15 protein-coding genes are annotated in these 16873 nt (G+C 48.9%); 7 read left to right on the forward strand and 8 right to left on the reverse strand.

Annotated elements, in window-relative coordinates; all coding sequences use genetic code 11:
* Positions 1–47 precede the first annotated feature (47 nt).
* Positions 48–305, reverse strand: coding sequence for a cation transporter (locus J7L64_05175; protein ID MCD6451734.1), 258 nt, complete (start codon positions 303–305; stop codon positions 48–50).
* 94 nt (positions 306–399) lie between these two features.
* Between J7L64_05175 and J7L64_05180 the strand changes: the two genes are divergently transcribed.
* Positions 400–1110, forward strand: a complete 711-nt coding sequence (locus tag J7L64_05180; protein MCD6451735.1) for a 1-acyl-sn-glycerol-3-phosphate acyltransferase — start codon at positions 400–402, stop codon at positions 1108–1110.
* A 14-nt stretch (positions 1111–1124) separates the two neighbouring features.
* On the opposite strand, the gene J7L64_05185 is transcribed toward J7L64_05180, so the two are convergent.
* The 7 genes from J7L64_05185 to J7L64_05215 form a co-directional block, all read right to left on the reverse strand.
* Complete coding sequence (locus J7L64_05185; protein MCD6451736.1) at positions 1125–2846, reverse strand: ABC-ATPase domain-containing protein; 1722 nt, start codon at positions 2844–2846, stop codon at positions 1125–1127.
* Complete coding sequence (locus J7L64_05190; GenBank protein MCD6451737.1) at positions 2813–3421, reverse strand: hypothetical protein; 609 nt, start codon at positions 3419–3421, stop codon at positions 2813–2815. Before J7L64_05190 ends, J7L64_05185 begins: the two co-directional genes overlap by 34 nt.
* A gap of 76 nt (positions 3422–3497) precedes the next feature.
* A complete protein-coding gene (locus J7L64_05195; GenBank protein MCD6451738.1) occupies positions 3498–4607 on the reverse strand; it encodes an HD domain-containing protein in 1110 nt (369 codons plus the stop codon).
* A complete protein-coding gene (locus J7L64_05200) occupies positions 4600–7857 on the reverse strand; it encodes a PAS domain S-box protein (protein MCD6451739.1) in 3258 nt (1085 codons plus the stop codon). The genes J7L64_05195 and J7L64_05200 overlap by 8 nt, the downstream gene beginning before the upstream one ends.
* Positions 7858–8077: 220 nt before the next feature.
* Positions 8078–10204, reverse strand: a complete 2127-nt coding sequence (locus J7L64_05205) for a VWA domain-containing protein (GenBank protein MCD6451740.1) — start codon at positions 10202–10204, stop codon at positions 8078–8080.
* Positions 10194–11297: a TonB family protein gene (locus J7L64_05210; protein MCD6451741.1), complete on the reverse strand. Its 1104-nt coding sequence runs from the start codon at positions 11295–11297 to the stop codon at positions 10194–10196. The genes J7L64_05205 and J7L64_05210 overlap by 11 nt, the downstream gene beginning before the upstream one ends.
* Positions 11294–11953, reverse strand: coding sequence for a sigma-70 family RNA polymerase sigma factor (locus J7L64_05215; GenBank protein ID MCD6451742.1), 660 nt, complete (start codon positions 11951–11953; stop codon positions 11294–11296). The genes J7L64_05210 and J7L64_05215 overlap by 4 nt, the downstream gene beginning before the upstream one ends.
* Positions 11954–12135: 182 nt before the next feature.
* Here J7L64_05215 and J7L64_05220 point away from each other — a divergent pair, with 182 nt between their 5' ends.
* Genes J7L64_05220 through J7L64_05245 form a run of 6 tightly spaced genes read left to right on the forward strand, consistent with a single transcriptional unit; the run spans position 12136 to position 16870 of the window.
* A complete protein-coding gene (locus J7L64_05220) occupies positions 12136–12729 on the forward strand; it encodes a DUF116 domain-containing protein (protein MCD6451743.1) in 594 nt (197 codons plus the stop codon).
* Positions 12730–12755: 26 nt separating this feature from the next.
* A complete protein-coding gene (locus J7L64_05225; GenBank protein ID MCD6451744.1) occupies positions 12756–12974 on the forward strand; it encodes a NifU family protein in 219 nt (72 codons plus the stop codon).
* A 37-nt stretch (positions 12975–13011) separates the two neighbouring features.
* Positions 13012–13566 carry a 2-oxoacid:acceptor oxidoreductase family protein gene (locus tag J7L64_05230; protein MCD6451745.1) on the forward strand — a complete coding sequence of 185 codons (555 nt, stop codon included), beginning with the start codon at positions 13012–13014 and terminating at the stop codon, positions 13564–13566.
* 30 nt (positions 13567–13596) lie between these two features.
* Positions 13597–14835 carry an NAD(P)-binding protein gene (locus J7L64_05235; protein MCD6451746.1) on the forward strand — a complete coding sequence of 413 codons (1239 nt, stop codon included), beginning with the start codon at positions 13597–13599 and terminating at the stop codon, positions 14833–14835.
* Positions 14832–15992, forward strand: a complete 1161-nt coding sequence (gene porA, locus J7L64_05240) for a pyruvate ferredoxin oxidoreductase (GenBank protein MCD6451747.1) — start codon at positions 14832–14834, stop codon at positions 15990–15992. Before J7L64_05235 ends, porA begins: the two co-directional genes overlap by 4 nt.
* Complete coding sequence (locus J7L64_05245; GenBank protein ID MCD6451748.1) at positions 15989–16870, forward strand: 3-methyl-2-oxobutanoate dehydrogenase subunit beta; 882 nt, start codon at positions 15989–15991, stop codon at positions 16868–16870. The genes porA and J7L64_05245 overlap by 4 nt, the downstream gene beginning before the upstream one ends.
* Positions 16871–16873 lie beyond the last annotated feature (3 nt).

The following is a 16873-nucleotide window of genomic DNA, read 5'->3' on the forward strand; positions in this document are numbered from 1 at the left end:
ATATTATATCTCTTGTTTTTAAACTATGTCAAGAAAAAAATTAAAAATCACATAACTTGATTGGAGAAAACTTTAAACTTCCTGTGTCCATAGGGATGGGTGCTATCAGGAGGCTTAGCTGCCAAGGTCACCCCGATGAGCCCGATCACATTGGAAGAGGCATCGAGTAGAGAATGAAAACCATCAGCAGCCACACTCAAGATGTCGTTCCTGAACCCGTAGATGAGCTTAGCCAGAGAAACACCCAGGTTGAGAAGGAAGACCAGAATAAGTAATCTTTTTATCTCGGCTAACCTCTTATCCACACCTGCTCCTCCACGACAGTTTATCTCATCGCTTCCTAAACTTCAAACCCACCCCAATTGCGGGGGAGGTTTCTCTCTGATATCATATTAAGCTATGATTTGTTCAATCATCAAGTGGGCTATTGGGATAACTCTTACTGTAATAGGAGCTATCATCTTCTTCATTACCTATCCTTTCACCAGAAAAAGCATCTTTCCCCATAAGGTGGCTAAACTATGGGCACGCTCCCTCATCCTCGTAAGCGGAAGCAGAGTAACCCTCGAGGGGAAAGAAAACCTAAAAGGCATCACTGGTCCCCGGGTAGTATTCGCAAACCACCAGAGCTTCTTCGATATCTATATCCTGATAGCCTATCTTCCGGGAAGGGTCATCTTCCTCTCTAAAAAATCCATCTTCAAAATACCGATCCTTGGATTGATAATGAAACTACTTGGTGATGTTCCGATAAACAGAACCGATGTTAAATCCGCCCTCCATAGTATGGATGAGGCGGCAAAGAAGGTGAAGGACGGTTATCTCCTCGTCGTCTTCCCCGAAGGGACACGAAGCCTCGATGGACAGGTTCAGCCGTTCAAAAGTGGGGTGGCGAGAATACCCTACAAGGCGGGAGCGAAGATAATCCCTGTAGCCATCTCGGGAACGGGCGACATCCAGAAAAAGGGAAGTATGAGAGTGAAAGGGTCTAAAGTAAAGGTCTCGATACTCCCTCCTCTTCCTCCGCCGGGAAGATTAAAAAGGGAACAATTAGCCACTTTGGAAGAAATAAGGAAAAGGATCATCTCCTCGCTTCGGGGAGGGAGTTGATCAACTGCTCAAGATCACCGGTTAGCGATTATGGTAAGCCCGCGAAGACGGTTTATCGCCGCCGCTATCTCAAACCTCCTTGGGCGAGCATAGATACCCAAGGGAAGAGGGTTTATCACATCAAGCCCTTTTGCCTCTATATCCCTTTCCAATAGATCAACCACCTCGCGCAGGGTCCTCCTGCCATCCATATAGCGATTCCTGGCGTAGATGATGGCGTCCGCTATCGCCCTTGTCTGGCTTACATCTACGATCTGCTCTACCGCCGAGAGATCGATAGTTTGCCTTCCAAAGATTATGGTGTGCTTCCCCTTGACCGATAGCTTAACCTCCCTCTTCCCCCTTCTTGCGTCCAGGCTCCCGGGAAGGGGTATCCGTCCAAGGCGAGGCTTCCCAAAGTGATCCCCTCCTTCCATCTTTCGCTCCGCCTTATACTTCTCCGCTATTCGATGCGCCTCAACAGTGACATCGTGAGGAAGGTAATCCTCCATCTTGATCACATAGTCGGCTACATCGAAGTAATCGCCTGACCCCCCCAATACGAGGACGGTAGAGACACCACAATCGCGGTAAAGTAGCTTCACCTTATCGATGAACGGGGTGATCGGCTCCTTATCCTTCGCCACCAGCTCCTGCATCCGATGGTCGCGGATCATAAAATTGGTCGCTGAGGTGTCCTCGTCTATCAAAAGAAGCTCCGCCCCTACCTCGAGCGCCTCGATGATATTCGCCGCCTGGGAGGTGCTTCCGCTGGCATCATCGGTGGAAAACGCGGTAGTATCCTTACCAAAGGGGAGGTTGTTTATGAAAGGACTGATATCCACCTTCTCCACCCTCCGTCCATCCTCCGCCCTTATCTTCACTGCTTTGGGGTTAGCGATCACCAATTCCCTTCCGTCTCCGGGAATGTGGTTATATACCCCTAATTCTATCGCCCTGAGAAGGGTTGACTTCCCATGATATCCACCGCCAACGATGAGGGTAACCCCTTTGGGGATACCCATCCCGGAGACCTTGCCTTTATTCGGCGTCTCAATGGTTACCTCGAGAGAAGCTGGAGAGCGGAACAAGACTACATTCTCCCCCCGCATCGGCGACTCATCAACCCCGGATGCCCTGGGGAGGAGACTGTCATTGGCTAAAAAAGCAACCAGACCGAGCTCATCAAGTTTTCCCCTGATGAAATCAGCATCCTCCACCGTCTCTATGTGGCGGTAGAGACGATCCCTATCGAGGCGGGAAAAGATCAAACTCTCCTCAATGATCCGGGGGAGCTCCCGGAAGAACATATCCTCGGCATCCCTCGCCGCTATCGTGCGCCCTCTCGCGGGAAGCCCCATAGCAAAACGGGCTTCGATGAAAGCTGGATCAACGATGATCGATGTCCGCTCAAGCACCTCCTGGCCTGGAGCATCGATCTCGATTAAACCGCTATTTCCTGAACCACGGATGCCCTTGCTATATCTCTTGATGTTCCCACGAAAGATACGGGTGAGAAAGTCGGAAAGTCCCACCTTACGGCTTTTACTACGATAGGTATCAGGGGGGAAACCCGCTACTTCGGCGGGAACCCGAACCCGAATCCGGGAAGGGGTGGCGAATGGGTCTCCCTGGGCATGATCGATGAAGAGGCGATATCTGCCAAAGGAGTAAACCCCTTCGATATCCTTGTAAGCCTTATATCCCCTTCTATCTATCCTCCTTAAGATCCGGGTGAGGTCTTGCTCAGTGCGCATCTTTCTCTCTCTGACACCGCCTTCAAAAGCTTTCTTCCGAAATCCAAACAGAGCGATTTATCCATTTTATCGTAATCCTCAAAGGGCTTTCCCCGACGAGCGTAGTATTCCTTCAGGGCACGATAATCCTCTTTGGTCAGGAGTTTCTTTATCATCCTCTCGGGAAAGGCACGGCTAAGCTTGGGCGAGGCGGAGGACTTTTTAATCAGGGTGTCAATATAACGCCTGGTATAGGGACCACTTGCTCCACAGACGACAAATACCGCCACCACCCTTGGAGCTATTTCCTTTCCCCTTTTTTTGAGAAAGAGGTTCAGATCCTTCTGGATATCTCCGTAATAAATCCCTGAGCCAAGAACAACATACCTATAAGAAGAAAAATCTCGTTCTAAGGCATCTTTGGCATCGATTATATCTACGGGCACTCCTATCCCTTCGGCGATCCACTCCGCGGTGAGTTTGGTCGAGCCGTAGCGGGAACCGTAGATTATTGCCCAATCGGATGCGTAAACTCCGTTTAGAAGAAAAAGGGAAACAATCGATAAAAAAAGGAAACCTTTCCACCTTCTCATCATAACCTCCTCAGGGAAACTATTTTTCTATAACAAACAAGAAAATCAGTGTCAAGAATCTCTCCGAGGGGACTATTCCTTACGGTGCCGGTTTTTTCTTCCGCCTCTTTCTAATGTCAGGGAGCCCCTTTTCTTTTAAGATATCAATAAAGGCAGAAGCCAGGCTGGGATCAAATTGAGTACCGGAGCACCTTTCGAGCTCCGCTATCACCTCGTCGATGCTCCGTGCCTTGCGGTAAGCACGGTCGGAGGTCATCGCTTCCACCGTGTCCGCCACCGCCAAGATGCGTGCCCCCAACGGTATATCATTTCCCGAAAGACCATCAGGATATCCCGTGCCATCATATCTCTCATGATGATGAAGGATGATGGGACGAACATCCTTGAAAAACTCTATCGGCTCGATTATCTTCACGCTCATCTCCGGATGTTTCTTCATTATCTCATACTCCTCAGGGGTGAGCTTTGCCGGCTTTACAAGGATGGAGCTATCGATAGCTACCTTACCGATATCATGAAGGATGCCCGCTATCCTCAATTGTTCCTGCTCCCTCGGCGAAAGTCCTATCTTCTTCGCCAGCTCTACCGCAAAGACAGAGACCCGTTCAGAATGACCTCTGGTATAAGGGTCCTTGAGCTCGATCGCCTCAGCAAGGGCAAGCATCGTCTGGAAGTAATTACGATTCAGCTTGTCGAGCGCCTCACGGAGCGCTCTTGTCCGCTCAGCGACTTTTTGCTCAAGTTCTCTGGTAAGCTTCATCAATTCCAAATTCTGCTTTTTGGTGAGCTCGGTAAGCCTCTTATTCTCCTTTACCATTTCGTAATAGGAAAGACCCAATCTCACTGTTGCTCGAAGGTCCCCATCGTTCCAAGGCTTGGTGATGAACTTGTATATCTCCCCTTTATTCACCGCCTCTTCCGCAACCCCGATATCGGGATCACCGGTCAGCATCATTCTAACAACATCGGGATAACGCTCACGGACCATCTTCAAAAAATCAGCTCCCTTCATTCCCGGCATTCGATGGTCAGAGAGAACCAAAGCCACCTCATCGCGCGAAAGAAGATCCAATCCCTCTTCGGCAGAAGTCGCTTCAACAATCTCGATATCCTCCTTCCTCAGCGTCCGCCTTAAGGCGCTGAGAACACCTTTTTCATCATCCACAATGAGTACCTTGGGTTTATCCACCTTTCTTACCTCTCTTAATGGGAAGATATATAGTGAAGGTAGTCCCCTTACCTACCTCACTCTCTACCTCTATCCTCCCTTTATGGTGTTCCACAATGCGATAAGCGATGCTCAAACCAAGGCCGGTGCCAATCTTACCTTTTTTGGTGGTAAAGAAGGGCTCGAAGATCCGGGGAATATGTTCGCGCGGTATCCCTTTCCCCGTGTCCTTGACTTTCACTATTATCTCCTCCCCCTCTTTTCTGGTAATAATCGTTATAACACCTTTCTTTTCAATAGCTTGAGCTGAATTCACCAGGAGGTTCATAAACACCTGGGATAACTCCCTTGGGTAACCTTTTATTTGAGGAAGCTCTCCATAATCCTTCACCACCTTTGCCTTATGTTCAATCTGATGCCAAACGAATTTTAAAGCAATGTCGATACATTCGTTGACAGAAAACATCTGAGGAGATTCCCTGGTCGGGGCGGCAAAGTTCCTCAATTCCCGCACTACTTGACTGATGCGAGAAAGACCCTCTTTCGATTCGGAGACTACTTTGGGGAGGTCTTCCACGATAAAAGATATGTTCTTCTTTTTGAAGGAACGAACGAGCTCGGAAGAAAGAAGGAGAACCTTTTCCTTCTTATCAAGGTTATCCCGAAGTTCCTTTATTTTCGAGAAAAGCTCCCCAAGTTCGGAGACATATTCCTCTAAGCTATTGAAATTGCTCAAGACGAAACTTAAAGGGTTATTTATCTCATGGACGAGGCTGGCGGAAAGCTCCCCCAGCGACGCCATTTTCTCCGCCTGCTTTAATCTCTCCTCGAGCCTCTTTCTCTCAGTTATATCGATAAGAGAGGCAAGGAGCCTTTTTGTCCCCGGGATAAAACTACCATAAGCTCTCACTTCTCTTACCTCACCACTCGGGCGAACTACCCTTAATTCGATCTCCGGGGAAACCTTCTCCCCTCTCAACCTTGCCTTAAATCTCTTTCTCAACCTCTCTCTCTCTTCTGGAGGATGGATGTCGTAGAACTTCAATTTCCCTTCAATATCTTCCTTTCTCCTTCCACTAAGCTCCTCAAACCTCTTATTAACTAAATAATAGGTCCCGTCTGGTTCAATTACCGAGACCGCGGTACCGGAATACTCGAATAGGGTACGATACCGTTCCTCCGACTCCCGTAGTTTCTCCTCGAGCATCTTCTTCTCGGTGATATCCTTACTAATACCTGCTACTCCCACTATCTTCCCCTTGTGATCCCTAATCGGAGAAGAGGTCAGGATGACATTCCTTATTTTCCCAGATTTAGTAATCCTCTCTGTCTCAATATTTTTCAAAGGCTCTCCTGAGATTACCTTCTTGAACAGCTGGATTGCTCTCTCTAACTTCTCTTTGGGAAGCAATATAGAAAAATGCTTACCCACCAGTTCTCCTCTACCATATTCATAAAGCTCCTCTGCTGCTGGATTTACATATTGGATAATCCCCTCGGTATCGGTTATCACTACCGCCTCTGGAGTATTATCAAGCAGGCTGGTTAATCGCTCGTTTACCTCCCTTAGCTTTCGCTCAAGCTCCTCCTGTTCAGTAACATCCTCGCCAATAGAGAGAATCATCCTCTGCCTTCCCCCCTCATCCTTTATTACCGCGTTATGCCAAGAGATTAACCGTTCCTCTCCTTTCCTGGTTACAATCGGGTTCTTGAATGTCGGGGGAAGAGCCACCAACTTAAGCCAGGAGAACACCTCGTAAACCCGGGTTCGCCATCGTTCAGGGAGAAAGATATCGAACCACTTCTTACCAATAACCTCATCTCGATTGTACCCGGTTAACTCCTCACACTTCCGATTGAAGAGGACAATCTTTCCCTCAAGATCGAGCCCAACAATCAGAGCATTGGCTGTCTCAATGAGCCGTTCATTAAATGTCTTCTCTCTCTTCAGCTCAGCAAGGAGCTTCTCCCTTTCCGTTACATCACGGGCAATCCCCTGACTACCAATTATCTTCCCCTCCACCACCAGAGGGGAAGCGCTTATCTCAAGTGTCCTTACCTCTCCGTCCTTTCTTATTATCCTGATTGAATAGGTATGTTTTTCCCCACTGATGGTCTTCTTGAATTCGGAACGGGCTTTCTCTCTATCTTCTGGAAAAACCAACGGCAGGAACGGTTTTCCAATCATCTCCTCGCGACGATAACCGGAGATCTCCTCCGCCGCCTTATTGCCGTCGATAAACCTCCCGTCCCTATCCATCAGGTAAACCAAATCCTTAGCGTTCTCAAAGAGAGAGCGATAACGCATCTCCGATTCCCTTAAGACGGAAAGCAGTTTTTCCCTCTCAGTCACATCACGGATCGAACCCTGTATCGCCAATCGCCCCTGATACATCACCGGCACTGAGGAAAGTTCAGCGATGAACTTACTTCCATCCTTCCGCTTCGCCCAAAAAGTGTACCTCGGCAGAACTCGCTCCCCTCGTTGTTTCCTCGTTGCTACCTCCTCCACCTTCCTAAGACTCTCCTCTGCTACCAGTTCTCGGTAATCACGACCTATAGCCTCGGAAGGCGAGGAAAAGCCGAAGATGCGACAGAACTCCTCATTCACATAGAGAAATCGATTATCTTGAATGATGTAGATACCATCCAGGGAGTGTTCTACCAAGTTGCGATATCTTTCCTCAGAGAGGAGAAATTCCTTGGTGCGCTCCTCCACCTTTTTTTCAACTTCAGCAAGATACTCAGCCATTTCCTTCTCCTGACGCAAACTATCGATCACCAACGCCAAATAAACAGCGATGGACTTGAAAAGGACCCTTCTCCTCGAAGTAACCTTGTAGCCACGGGAAAGACCAAAGAATAAAGCCCCCAAATTCTTATGGAAGGTGCTGAGAGGAGTAACCAGTAAGGAAGTTATCCCAACAGAGGATAAGAATTCACCACAAGAAGGAGGAAGTTCAGCAACCTGCAATCTTTTAAGTTCGCCTTCTTTAAAAAAGGCGCCTTCTATTTTTAACCATTTCTCGACAAAGGAAAGTAGTGAGGAAACTAACTCTACGCTTACTCCCTTTTTCTGAAGGGAAACATAAAATTTTACTTCTTCCCCCTCTGGGGGAAGAAGCGATAAGCAACATAGTGAAAATCCAAATACCTTCGAAATAAACTCAGCTGCTAACCTCCCTACCTCTTCCTCAGAGGATAAACTGGATAACTGCCTCTCAAAAATTAAAAACTGGGTAAAAAACTCCTCGAAATCCTTCCCCCTCAATCCCATCTCCTTAAAAACATCCCTTTGGCCTCAGCCTATGAGGAAAAGCTGATACCTCCCTCAAAAAACAAGGCTTGCCGAGATTCAGCTGGGGTTTCCATCCATCTCTCAATTCTCCATATAATTTTTATTAAGTATACAATAGATGGCGTTTTTTTTCAATAAGAAAGCCGTCTTTAATAAGGCGGCTTTATTTACCTTTTCCTTCCACCTAATGGACTCATTCCCTCACAAAAACCCGGATTGCCTCCTTCCCTACCACCACTACCACCCGACGCCCTAAAGAAAAATAGGGGGCAAGATCGGAATGAGCGAAGACGAAGTTGAAATACTCCCTGGTTCCATATTCGAGCCTCCTCTCCTTCATCCCCTTCCGATAAAGGCTATCTACCCAAACGCCACCCCTAAGATAAAAAACCTTCCCCGCAACCTCCTTCATCTGAACAACAGCTTCACCAGTCAATTTTCCTTTTTGTAAGCTCTTAAGATGAAGGCTGGTATCTACTGCTGCTTTACCCGTTTCCTTCTTCATCGCTCTCTGAGCCCCTTCCATCTTATCCGCCTGAGGGGCAAGAACCTTACCCCACTCACCGGTTCGTCCCAGCCTTCTCTTCTCCTCCTCAACGATGAGATAGGAGGTGTAGGGAGTGATTATTCCGTACTTCTTGCTCAGCTGGATCACCTCCTCTTTGAGTTCCGGATCCTCTCCGTGAAGCCTTATCTCCGTCAAAAGATAACCTATCTTCCTTGCCGCCCAGAGACGAGGGATGAAGGGAGCGACATCGCTTTCCTCAGGGAAACGAACCTGATAGCGAAAACCCTTCCTTCTGGCTCCCATCTCTCCATTCAGGGTGATGGTGGTCTTCCCGGAGTTGCGATACCTACCAATCAAGATGAGCTGACTCCCTTTGAAGAAATCGGGCAACTCCTTAGGAAAAAGGTCTTCGACCCTTATCCTTCCGAAATCGAGCCTGGGATCGGAAAGCACCGGGAAGTTCACCTTCTCGAAGAAGGAGGATACCCGGGATTCGAGCTCCTCATCGGGCTTGATATAAGCGGAGGTCCCTCTATTCTTCTCCGAAAGCTCATCAAGCAGTTTGGTGTTAACCCCATAGCCCACACCGAAGGCGAAAAGGCGTATTTTCCCCTTCGCTTTCTTGCTCACATCCGCTATGATCTTCTCAGCACTGGTCACCCCTACCGTAGGTTTGCCATCGGTCAGGAAGACGATGAACTTGGGCCTACTATCTCTTTGGAAAAGGCCAATGGCGGTAAGGAGAGCATCGTGAATGTTGGTTCCGCCAGCAGCGGATACATCTTCCAAAAAGGAGCGAGCGCGCTTTTTATTCTCCCTATTCGCCGGAATAAGGGTTTCACTCAGCTTCCTAACATCGGTGGAGAAGGTGATGATGGTAAACCTATCAGCCTCATTAAGACCCGATACCCCGAATTTGAGGGCAGAGAGTGCTTGTTCTATCTTCTCATCGCTCCTCATACTACCTGAAGTATCGAGCACAAAGACGATATCCTTCGCTGCTATCTCCTTCAGCTTGAACCGATACTTTGGGGTGATGGCGAGGAGGAAGAAACCGGGTTCGCCTCTCTCACGATAGGTGAGAAGGCTCGCTCCGAAGTCCCTTTTAGTGAACGAATAGTAAAGCAGAAAATCCTTCTTGGGAATTTTCCTTTCAAGCTCCAAGCTAACCCGAGCATGGGTTTCGGAGAGTCGTTCCACATCTACCTCATGGCTCGGGGAATATATCATCTTTAAAGGTGCCGCGGAACGGATGTCGACCACTAAGGTGAGTTCAGAAAGAGGATAGCTTCTTCCTCTCCTCCTTAAGGGGAGACGGTAAGTGACTACGCTTCCATCATAGGGAAGAACCTCAATATATCTAAGGCTTATCTTCCTCCTCCCATGCGGCGGGACAGGAAAAACCCGAGCCCGAAAGAGACCACATCCCGCCCACTCAAGGAGCCCGGGATCACGCAGTCTCCTCACGATATCCTCATATATTCGCCGTGCTCTCCTGCTATCGAGAAGTTCTCCCTTAACCTTTTTCCCATCTATCCAGAGGTTAAACTCGGAAACAGAAGCACCACGAGGAAGGGGAAAGAGATAATACCCCTCAAGCCGATATGGTGTGCCGTTCAGGAACTCCTGCTCGATGGTGGTCTCAGCCACCCGCTCTTTTATCTTCACATTAACCCGCTGATAGGCAAGCTTAAGGGGACCGGGGTGAGGATAACGGGGGACCGGATGGGGAATGATGTATCCTTGAGCAAAAGCAAAACCGAAACCGGCAAGGGTAACAACCAAAGCAAAGAATAATGCTTTACTTCTCATTTTTCCTCTCCTTTATTTCAGGGTTCTTGCCGGCGGGAATGAGCTTTAAACTTAACCTGCCTGAGGCATAAACCCCTCTCCCCCCAATCTTGAGTGGAGAAAATCGCCATTTTGCAACCGCTTCTACTATCGAACGATCAAGGAGCGGGTCACCACTTCCCAGCTCCAAGTCCGCCTTCACCACTCTACCCTCGGGGCTCACTGTAAGCTTAAGGATCACCTCTTTGGGGTAGCTCCTGTCATCGGGAAGCTCTATTGTTTCCGGCTTTCCTTCAATAAGAGGGAGAAGAGGATCGGCAAAAAGGGCAATCGGATTCTCTATCGTTCCTCTTTCTCCTTCCTTGGTGAGATCGAGAAAATGGACCGCCAACCTCCCCTTCTTCACTTCCTTCCCCCCCTTTGGTACCAAACGGATAAAGCGAACTTCCTCCCTTACACTCACCGTCACCTTTTCTCCCGCCACTTCTCCTTCTAACGCGGGAGCGAGTGGCGGTGTTTTGACAAACTTCGCGCTTTCTTTCTTCGCGGTATCGCTTGCGAGCCTTTCCTCTTTCTCAAGAAAATGCTTATCTCCTCCCTTCCCTTTGTTTGGGATCTCTCCTTTCTTCTTGCCGAGGGGTTCTTCCAAAGAGTAGACTGAATCTCTTTTTTTCTCTCCACCCTTTTGCTTGGATACCGGTTTAGGAACACGCGCCACTCTCTCCTTCTCAGTAAGGAGGGCTACTGGCTTTGAGCTTTTTTTCTCTTTAGCTCGATGATAGTAGAGGTAGAAAAGGGAGGAAAGCGCGGTGAGGATGATTAAGGCAGCGATCAGAGTTGAGGCTTTGGGAATCAGGGGGAAAAAGGATCTGCCCTCGCTAATCTTCCCCTTTCTATTCCTTATCCTCGCAATCACCTCAGGGGCTATCTCCTGTTGCTCTTTAACAGGAGGGAGTTGCGAAACAAGAAGGACCGTCTCCTTAAGGAGGACGAGCTCCTTTCGGCAAGCAGGGCAGGCCGCAAGATGTCGTTCTACCTTCTCCCTTTCCCTTCTTGAAAGCTCTCCATCAAGGTAAGGCGAAAGTCTCTTCCTCACATAGCGACAACCACTCATCGCTCCTCCTCCCCTCGGTTAAAGTGGGGTTCGATGTAGGCTCGGAGAAAACTTCTCATCTCCTCGCGAGCCCGGGCGAGGCGCGACTTAACCGTCCCTTTCCTCAGGGAAAGAACCTTGGCTATCTCCTCATAGGAAAGACCCTCAACATCGCGAAGAAGGATAACCGCCCGAAACTCCGGCGAAAGCAGACTAAGCCCCTCCTCGATCTTACCTAAAAGCTCTTGTCCAAACACCCTCTTTTCGGGAGAAGGTCTTGGATCCCTACCCTCGATAAAGGAAAGGGATGAATAGCGCTTTTTCCGCTTCAATTCATTGATAGCACGATTCATCACCACCCGGTAGAGCCAGGTACGAAGCGATGAACAACGACGGAAACGATCAAGGTTCTCATACAGGCTTATGAATACCTCCTGGGTGAGGTCGAACGCCTCGTCGCGGTCACCGATCATCCGATAGGCGAGATTAAACACAAACCGCTCATTATCCTTCACCAGCTTGGAGAACGCCTCTTCCTCTCCGGCAAGGGAGCGACGGATAAGCTCTTTCTCCCCCGCCCTTATCTGTTCCACCCCTTCCTCCGTTTCTTGCGGAAATTCTGTTCTTATCATAACAGCTTTCACTGCAAAGGGCAAAGGGAGGAAATCGCTACTCATTCCCGCCTCCTTTCTCACCTATTTAGACAACCGAGAAGGAAAAAGGTTCCCGGATAAATCGATTGACAAAAAGGAGCTCAGCTGGTAATATAGGTTCCTATCTCGGACTCTTAACTCTCAGGTAGGAGGATAGGGCTTATGAGAGGGGGATAGGAAAGAGGTCTTAAGGCTTAATTGAAATAATGGGCATAAAAACGGCATTTTTAATAGAGGTAGTTAGATTTATCATAAAGGTTTTCTTCCACTTCCTTATATCCATTAGTAAAGTATTTCGCCTTCCCACCGAAGGGATTACTCGAGCCTTCCTAAAAGTAAATAACTTTTTGGTTAGAAAAGAAAAAAAGCACTTGGAGGACAAAAAACTTCTCCTCCTTCTTCCTCGCTGTCTTCAGAAAAGGGATTGTCAGGTGGACTTAGCGAGCGATGTAAGAAACTGCCAAAGATGTGGTCGCTGCCCTGTCGCTGAAATAGTAGCTCTGGTCGAGAGGTACTGCATACCTGCTTTCGTTGTCGATGGTGGAGAGCTTGCGAGAAAAAGGGTGAAAGAATCACACTGTGAAGCAATCGTAGCGGTTGCTTGTGAGCGGGAACTTGAAGAAGGAATACTTGATGTACTTCCTCCGGTGATCGGCATCATAAACGAACGCCCCAAGGGACCATGTAATGAGACACTCGTCTCAGTGGAGAAGGTGGAGGAAGCGATCAAACTCTTCCTCCGCCCTTTGAAAGAGGATCCAATCCCTCAACCCTTATCTTCTACCAAGGGAGAGGGTTAGCTTTATTTTAACCAAGGGAGATACCAATGGAAGAGAAGGTAAGAGAGGTAATAAATGAGATAAAACCCGCCCTTCAAGCAGATGGCGGGGATATAGAACTGGTGGAGATAAAGGATAAGGTGGTGTGGGTAAGATTACTTGGCGCCTGTGGTGGTTGTCCTATGGCGCAGCTTACCCTTCAATTTATGGTGGAACGGCAGATAAAGGAAAAGGTTCCTGAAGTAGAGCGGGTTGAGGCAGTGTAACCCCCTTCATCAAATCCGTCAGAACGAGGTGAAGCCAATGATCGAAATAAGGTTCCACGGGCGGGGTGGTCAAGGGGCAGTGGTAGCATCCAAGCTATTTGCTTCAGCGGTATTCCGGGAAGGGAAATATGTCCAGGCGTTTCCCGCTTTTGGGGTGGAACGCCGGGGAGCACCGGTTACCGCCTTTGCCCGAATAGACGATAAGCCAATACACCTCCGCTGCCAAATATACCACCCAGACCACCTGGTAGTTCTCGATCCATCCCTCATCGAAGCGATCGATATAACCCAAGGGCTCAAAGACGGGGGATGGATTCTAATAAACTCAAAGCACAAACCCTCCGATTACCCCGATCTAATGGAAAGATTCAAAGTGGCGACTGTGGATGCCAGCGGAATAGCAGTGAGAAACCACCTTGGTTCACGAACCAACCCGATAGTGAACACAGCGATACTTGGTGCATTTGCCAAGATAACCGGTCTGGTGGGGCTCAGGGCGCTAACACAGTCGGTTAAGGAGGAGGTACCATTTGATCCTGAAGGGAATGTAAAAGCAGTGGAAGAGGCTTATAATCGAGTAGTCCTTCCTTAAAAACTTATGTAAAAAGAAATGGAGCAAAAAATGAGTAAGCCTCCTTATGAGAAACAGGAGAAGATAGAGTTCGCTTCAGCAAAGGATCTCCCGCCAACACCGATATCCCTCGGGATCGCCACGGTAAACAGAACCGGTAGTTGGCGGTATATGATGCCTCTTTTTGAGGATAAAACCCCTCCTTGCAATAATCAATGCCCTGCCTCGGTGGACATCGAGGGAATGATGCGGTTAGTAGGGGAGGGGAAATTTGAAGAAGCATATCTCCTCTTGAGAAAGGAGAACCCGTTTTCGGCAATCTGCGGGGCGATTTGTCCTCATCCCTGTGAGAAGGTTTGCAATAGGGGAAGGTTCGATAGAGCCTTAGCCATCCGGGCTATTGAGCGGATGGTGGCTGAGTTCGGCCTTGAAAGGGACATTCCCATCGAAAAGGGGAAAGAAAGGGAAGGTAAAGTGGCGATAGTCGGCGGTGGTCCTATCGGTCTTTCCGCCGGCTATTTCCTTACCCTTCTCGGGTACAAGGTCGATCTCTTCGAACAGGAAGAAGAACTTGGCGGTGCCCTTCGTGCCATTGGTCTTAAAAAACTGCCTCAGAAGCTTCTTGAGAAGGAAGTCGCCTTTATCGAGGAAGTTGGCGTAAACATTATCACTGGCAAAAAGCTGGGCGAATCCATCTCCTTAGAGGACCTCAGAAATGATTACCAGGCGATACTACTCGCTTTAGGCTACCCTCCAGAAAAGCCAATAAAGCCCAAAAAAGATGGCTCTCTCGAGACAGATATCCCCGGCGTTTTTGCCCTTGCCCTCAAAGAGGGCGATATAGCCTCGGCGGTAGCGGAGGGAAAGAGAGGAGCGATAGTGGTGGATTGTTTCATCTCGAAAAAAGAGTTTAAGCCAGAGCAGCTAAAAATAGGTGAAAACGGTCCCCTCTCTTTCCGTAAGTACTGCGGGGAAAAGATAAAAAGGAGTGATCATATAGCCTCCTTCTCCGAGCTCAACCTCGCCTACTTCGAAAAGAACGAAGGGAAAGCACCGGATGAAAGAAGGGGATACTCCCCGACCGAAGCGAAGGAAGAAGCCTCCCGCTGCTTCCATTGTGGGGTGTGCAATATGTGTGGCAACTGTTATACGGTTTGTCCTGATGCCGCCATTCAGCCACTTCCCGATGGTCGAGGCTACCGTCTCCATTACGGTTACTGCAAGGGGTGCCTTCTCTGCGTCAATGAATGCCCCAGAGCGGCGATGAGCTTTAAGGAGGTAGAAAGATGAAGAAGGTAATAGTTGGGAACCATGCCGTCTCTTACGGCGCGATGCTCTCTCGGGTCGAGGTCATCGCTGCTTACCCCATCACCCCCCAGACCCAGATCGTCGAGGAGCTTTCCGAGATGTGCGCCTCGGGGAAGTTAGCCGCCAAATTCCTCAAGGTAGAATCGGAACACTCGGCGATGGCAAGCTGTATTGGTGCTTCTGCCACTGGAGCAAGGGCGTTCACCGCCACCTCCTCCCACGGACTTGCCCTGATGCACGAACTCCTTCACTGGGCAGCTGGCGCCAGACTACCCATAGTGATGGCGAATGTAAACCGGGCAATGGCGCCAGGTTGGTCGATATGGGTGGATCAAAATGACTCCCTCTCCCAGCGGGATACCGGTTGGCTCCAGTTTTACTGTGAGAGCAACCAGGAGGTGCTTGACACCATAATCCAAGCATACAAGATATCAGAAAAGGTGCTTCTACCTTCCATGGTGATCCTTGATGCTTTCTTCTTATCCCATACCTCGGAACCCGTGGATATCCCAGATCAAAAAGAGGTGGACCGCTTCCTCCCTCCATATCGACCGAAGTACAAACTCGATGTGAACGATCCGCATGCCTTCGGTGGGCTCTGTGCCCCAGATATCTATATGGAGTTCCGCTACAAGATGGAAAAAGCAATGGAGGAGGCGATTGTGGTGGCGGAGGAGGTGGATAACGAGTTCAAGAAACAATTCGGAAGGGGATATGGATTGGTTGAGGAATATCGAACCGATGATGCGGAACTCATCATAGTGACCTCCTCCACTGTCTCCGCTACCACCCGGGTAGTGGTGGACGATCTCCGAAGTAAAGGAGAAAAGGTGGGAATGGTAAAGATCAGGATGTTTCGCCCCTTCCCTAAAGAGAAGGTACTAAGCGCCTTGAAAAAGGCAGAAAAAGTGGCGGTAATAGACAGAAATATCTCCTATGGTCATGGAGGGATATTCGCTGAGGAGATAAAATCCACCATTTATGGAACGGAGATCGAAAAGAAACCCACGATCTTCGGCTATGTCACCGGACTCGGGGGACGGGATATAACCCCGGAGTTGATTACCGAAATCGCGAAAAAAACGCTCAAGGCTCAAAAGCCCGAAAGCGATATCATCTGGATGGGGGTAAAACTATGAGAATACCGGAAGTAGAACTTGTAACCTCAGGACACTTAGCCTGCCCTGGTTGTGGTGGGGCTTTAGCAATGAGATATGTCCTGAAAGCACTCGGGGAGAAAACCATCATAGCGCTACCTGCTTGCTGTTGGTCGATAATCGCTGCTCCCTTTCCTTATTCTTCAGTCCGCGTCCCTCTTATCCATATCGCCTTCGAGACCGCTGCTTCGACTGCCAGCGGTATCCGCGCTGCCCTCGATGTAAAAGGGGAAAAGGATGTTAATGTCCTCGCCTGGGCAGGTGATGGTGGCACCTTCGACATTGGGTTTCAGGCGCTCTCTGGAGCAGCGGAGAGAAACGAAGATATAATCTACATCTGTTATGACAACGAAGCCTATATGAACACCGGTATCCAAAGAAGCTCAGCCACTCCCTATCGCGCCTGGACCACAACCACCCCCTACGAGTTCCCCAAGGAAGAACAGAAGAAGAACATCGTGGAAATAATGGCAGCTCACCGAATACCTTATACCGCTACCGCCACCGTAGCTTATCCTGAGGATCTTATTAGGAAGATAAAAAAGGCGAAAGAGATAAAAGGAACCAAATTCATCCACATCCTCGCCCCCTGTCCTCCTGGGTGGAAGATACCTTCGGAGATATCGATAAAGATGGCTCGTCTCGCCGTCCATAGCAAGGTGTTCCCCATTTACGAAGTGGAAAACGGATTAAATTACACCATTAATATTGAACCTCAAGGAATACCGGTAGAGGAGTACTTAAAACCCCAAAAGAGATTCGCCCATCTCACCTCTAAGGATTACCAGGAAATCCAAAAAAGGGTTGATCAAGAGTGGGAGATATTGCTTAGAAAGGTGGGAACAAAGGCAAAGGCGTAGGGG

It is taken from the genome of Acidobacteriota bacterium, assembly GCA_021161905.1.
Lineage (GTDB): Bacteria > Acidobacteriota > B3-B38 > Guanabaribacteriales > JAGGZT01 > JAGGZT01.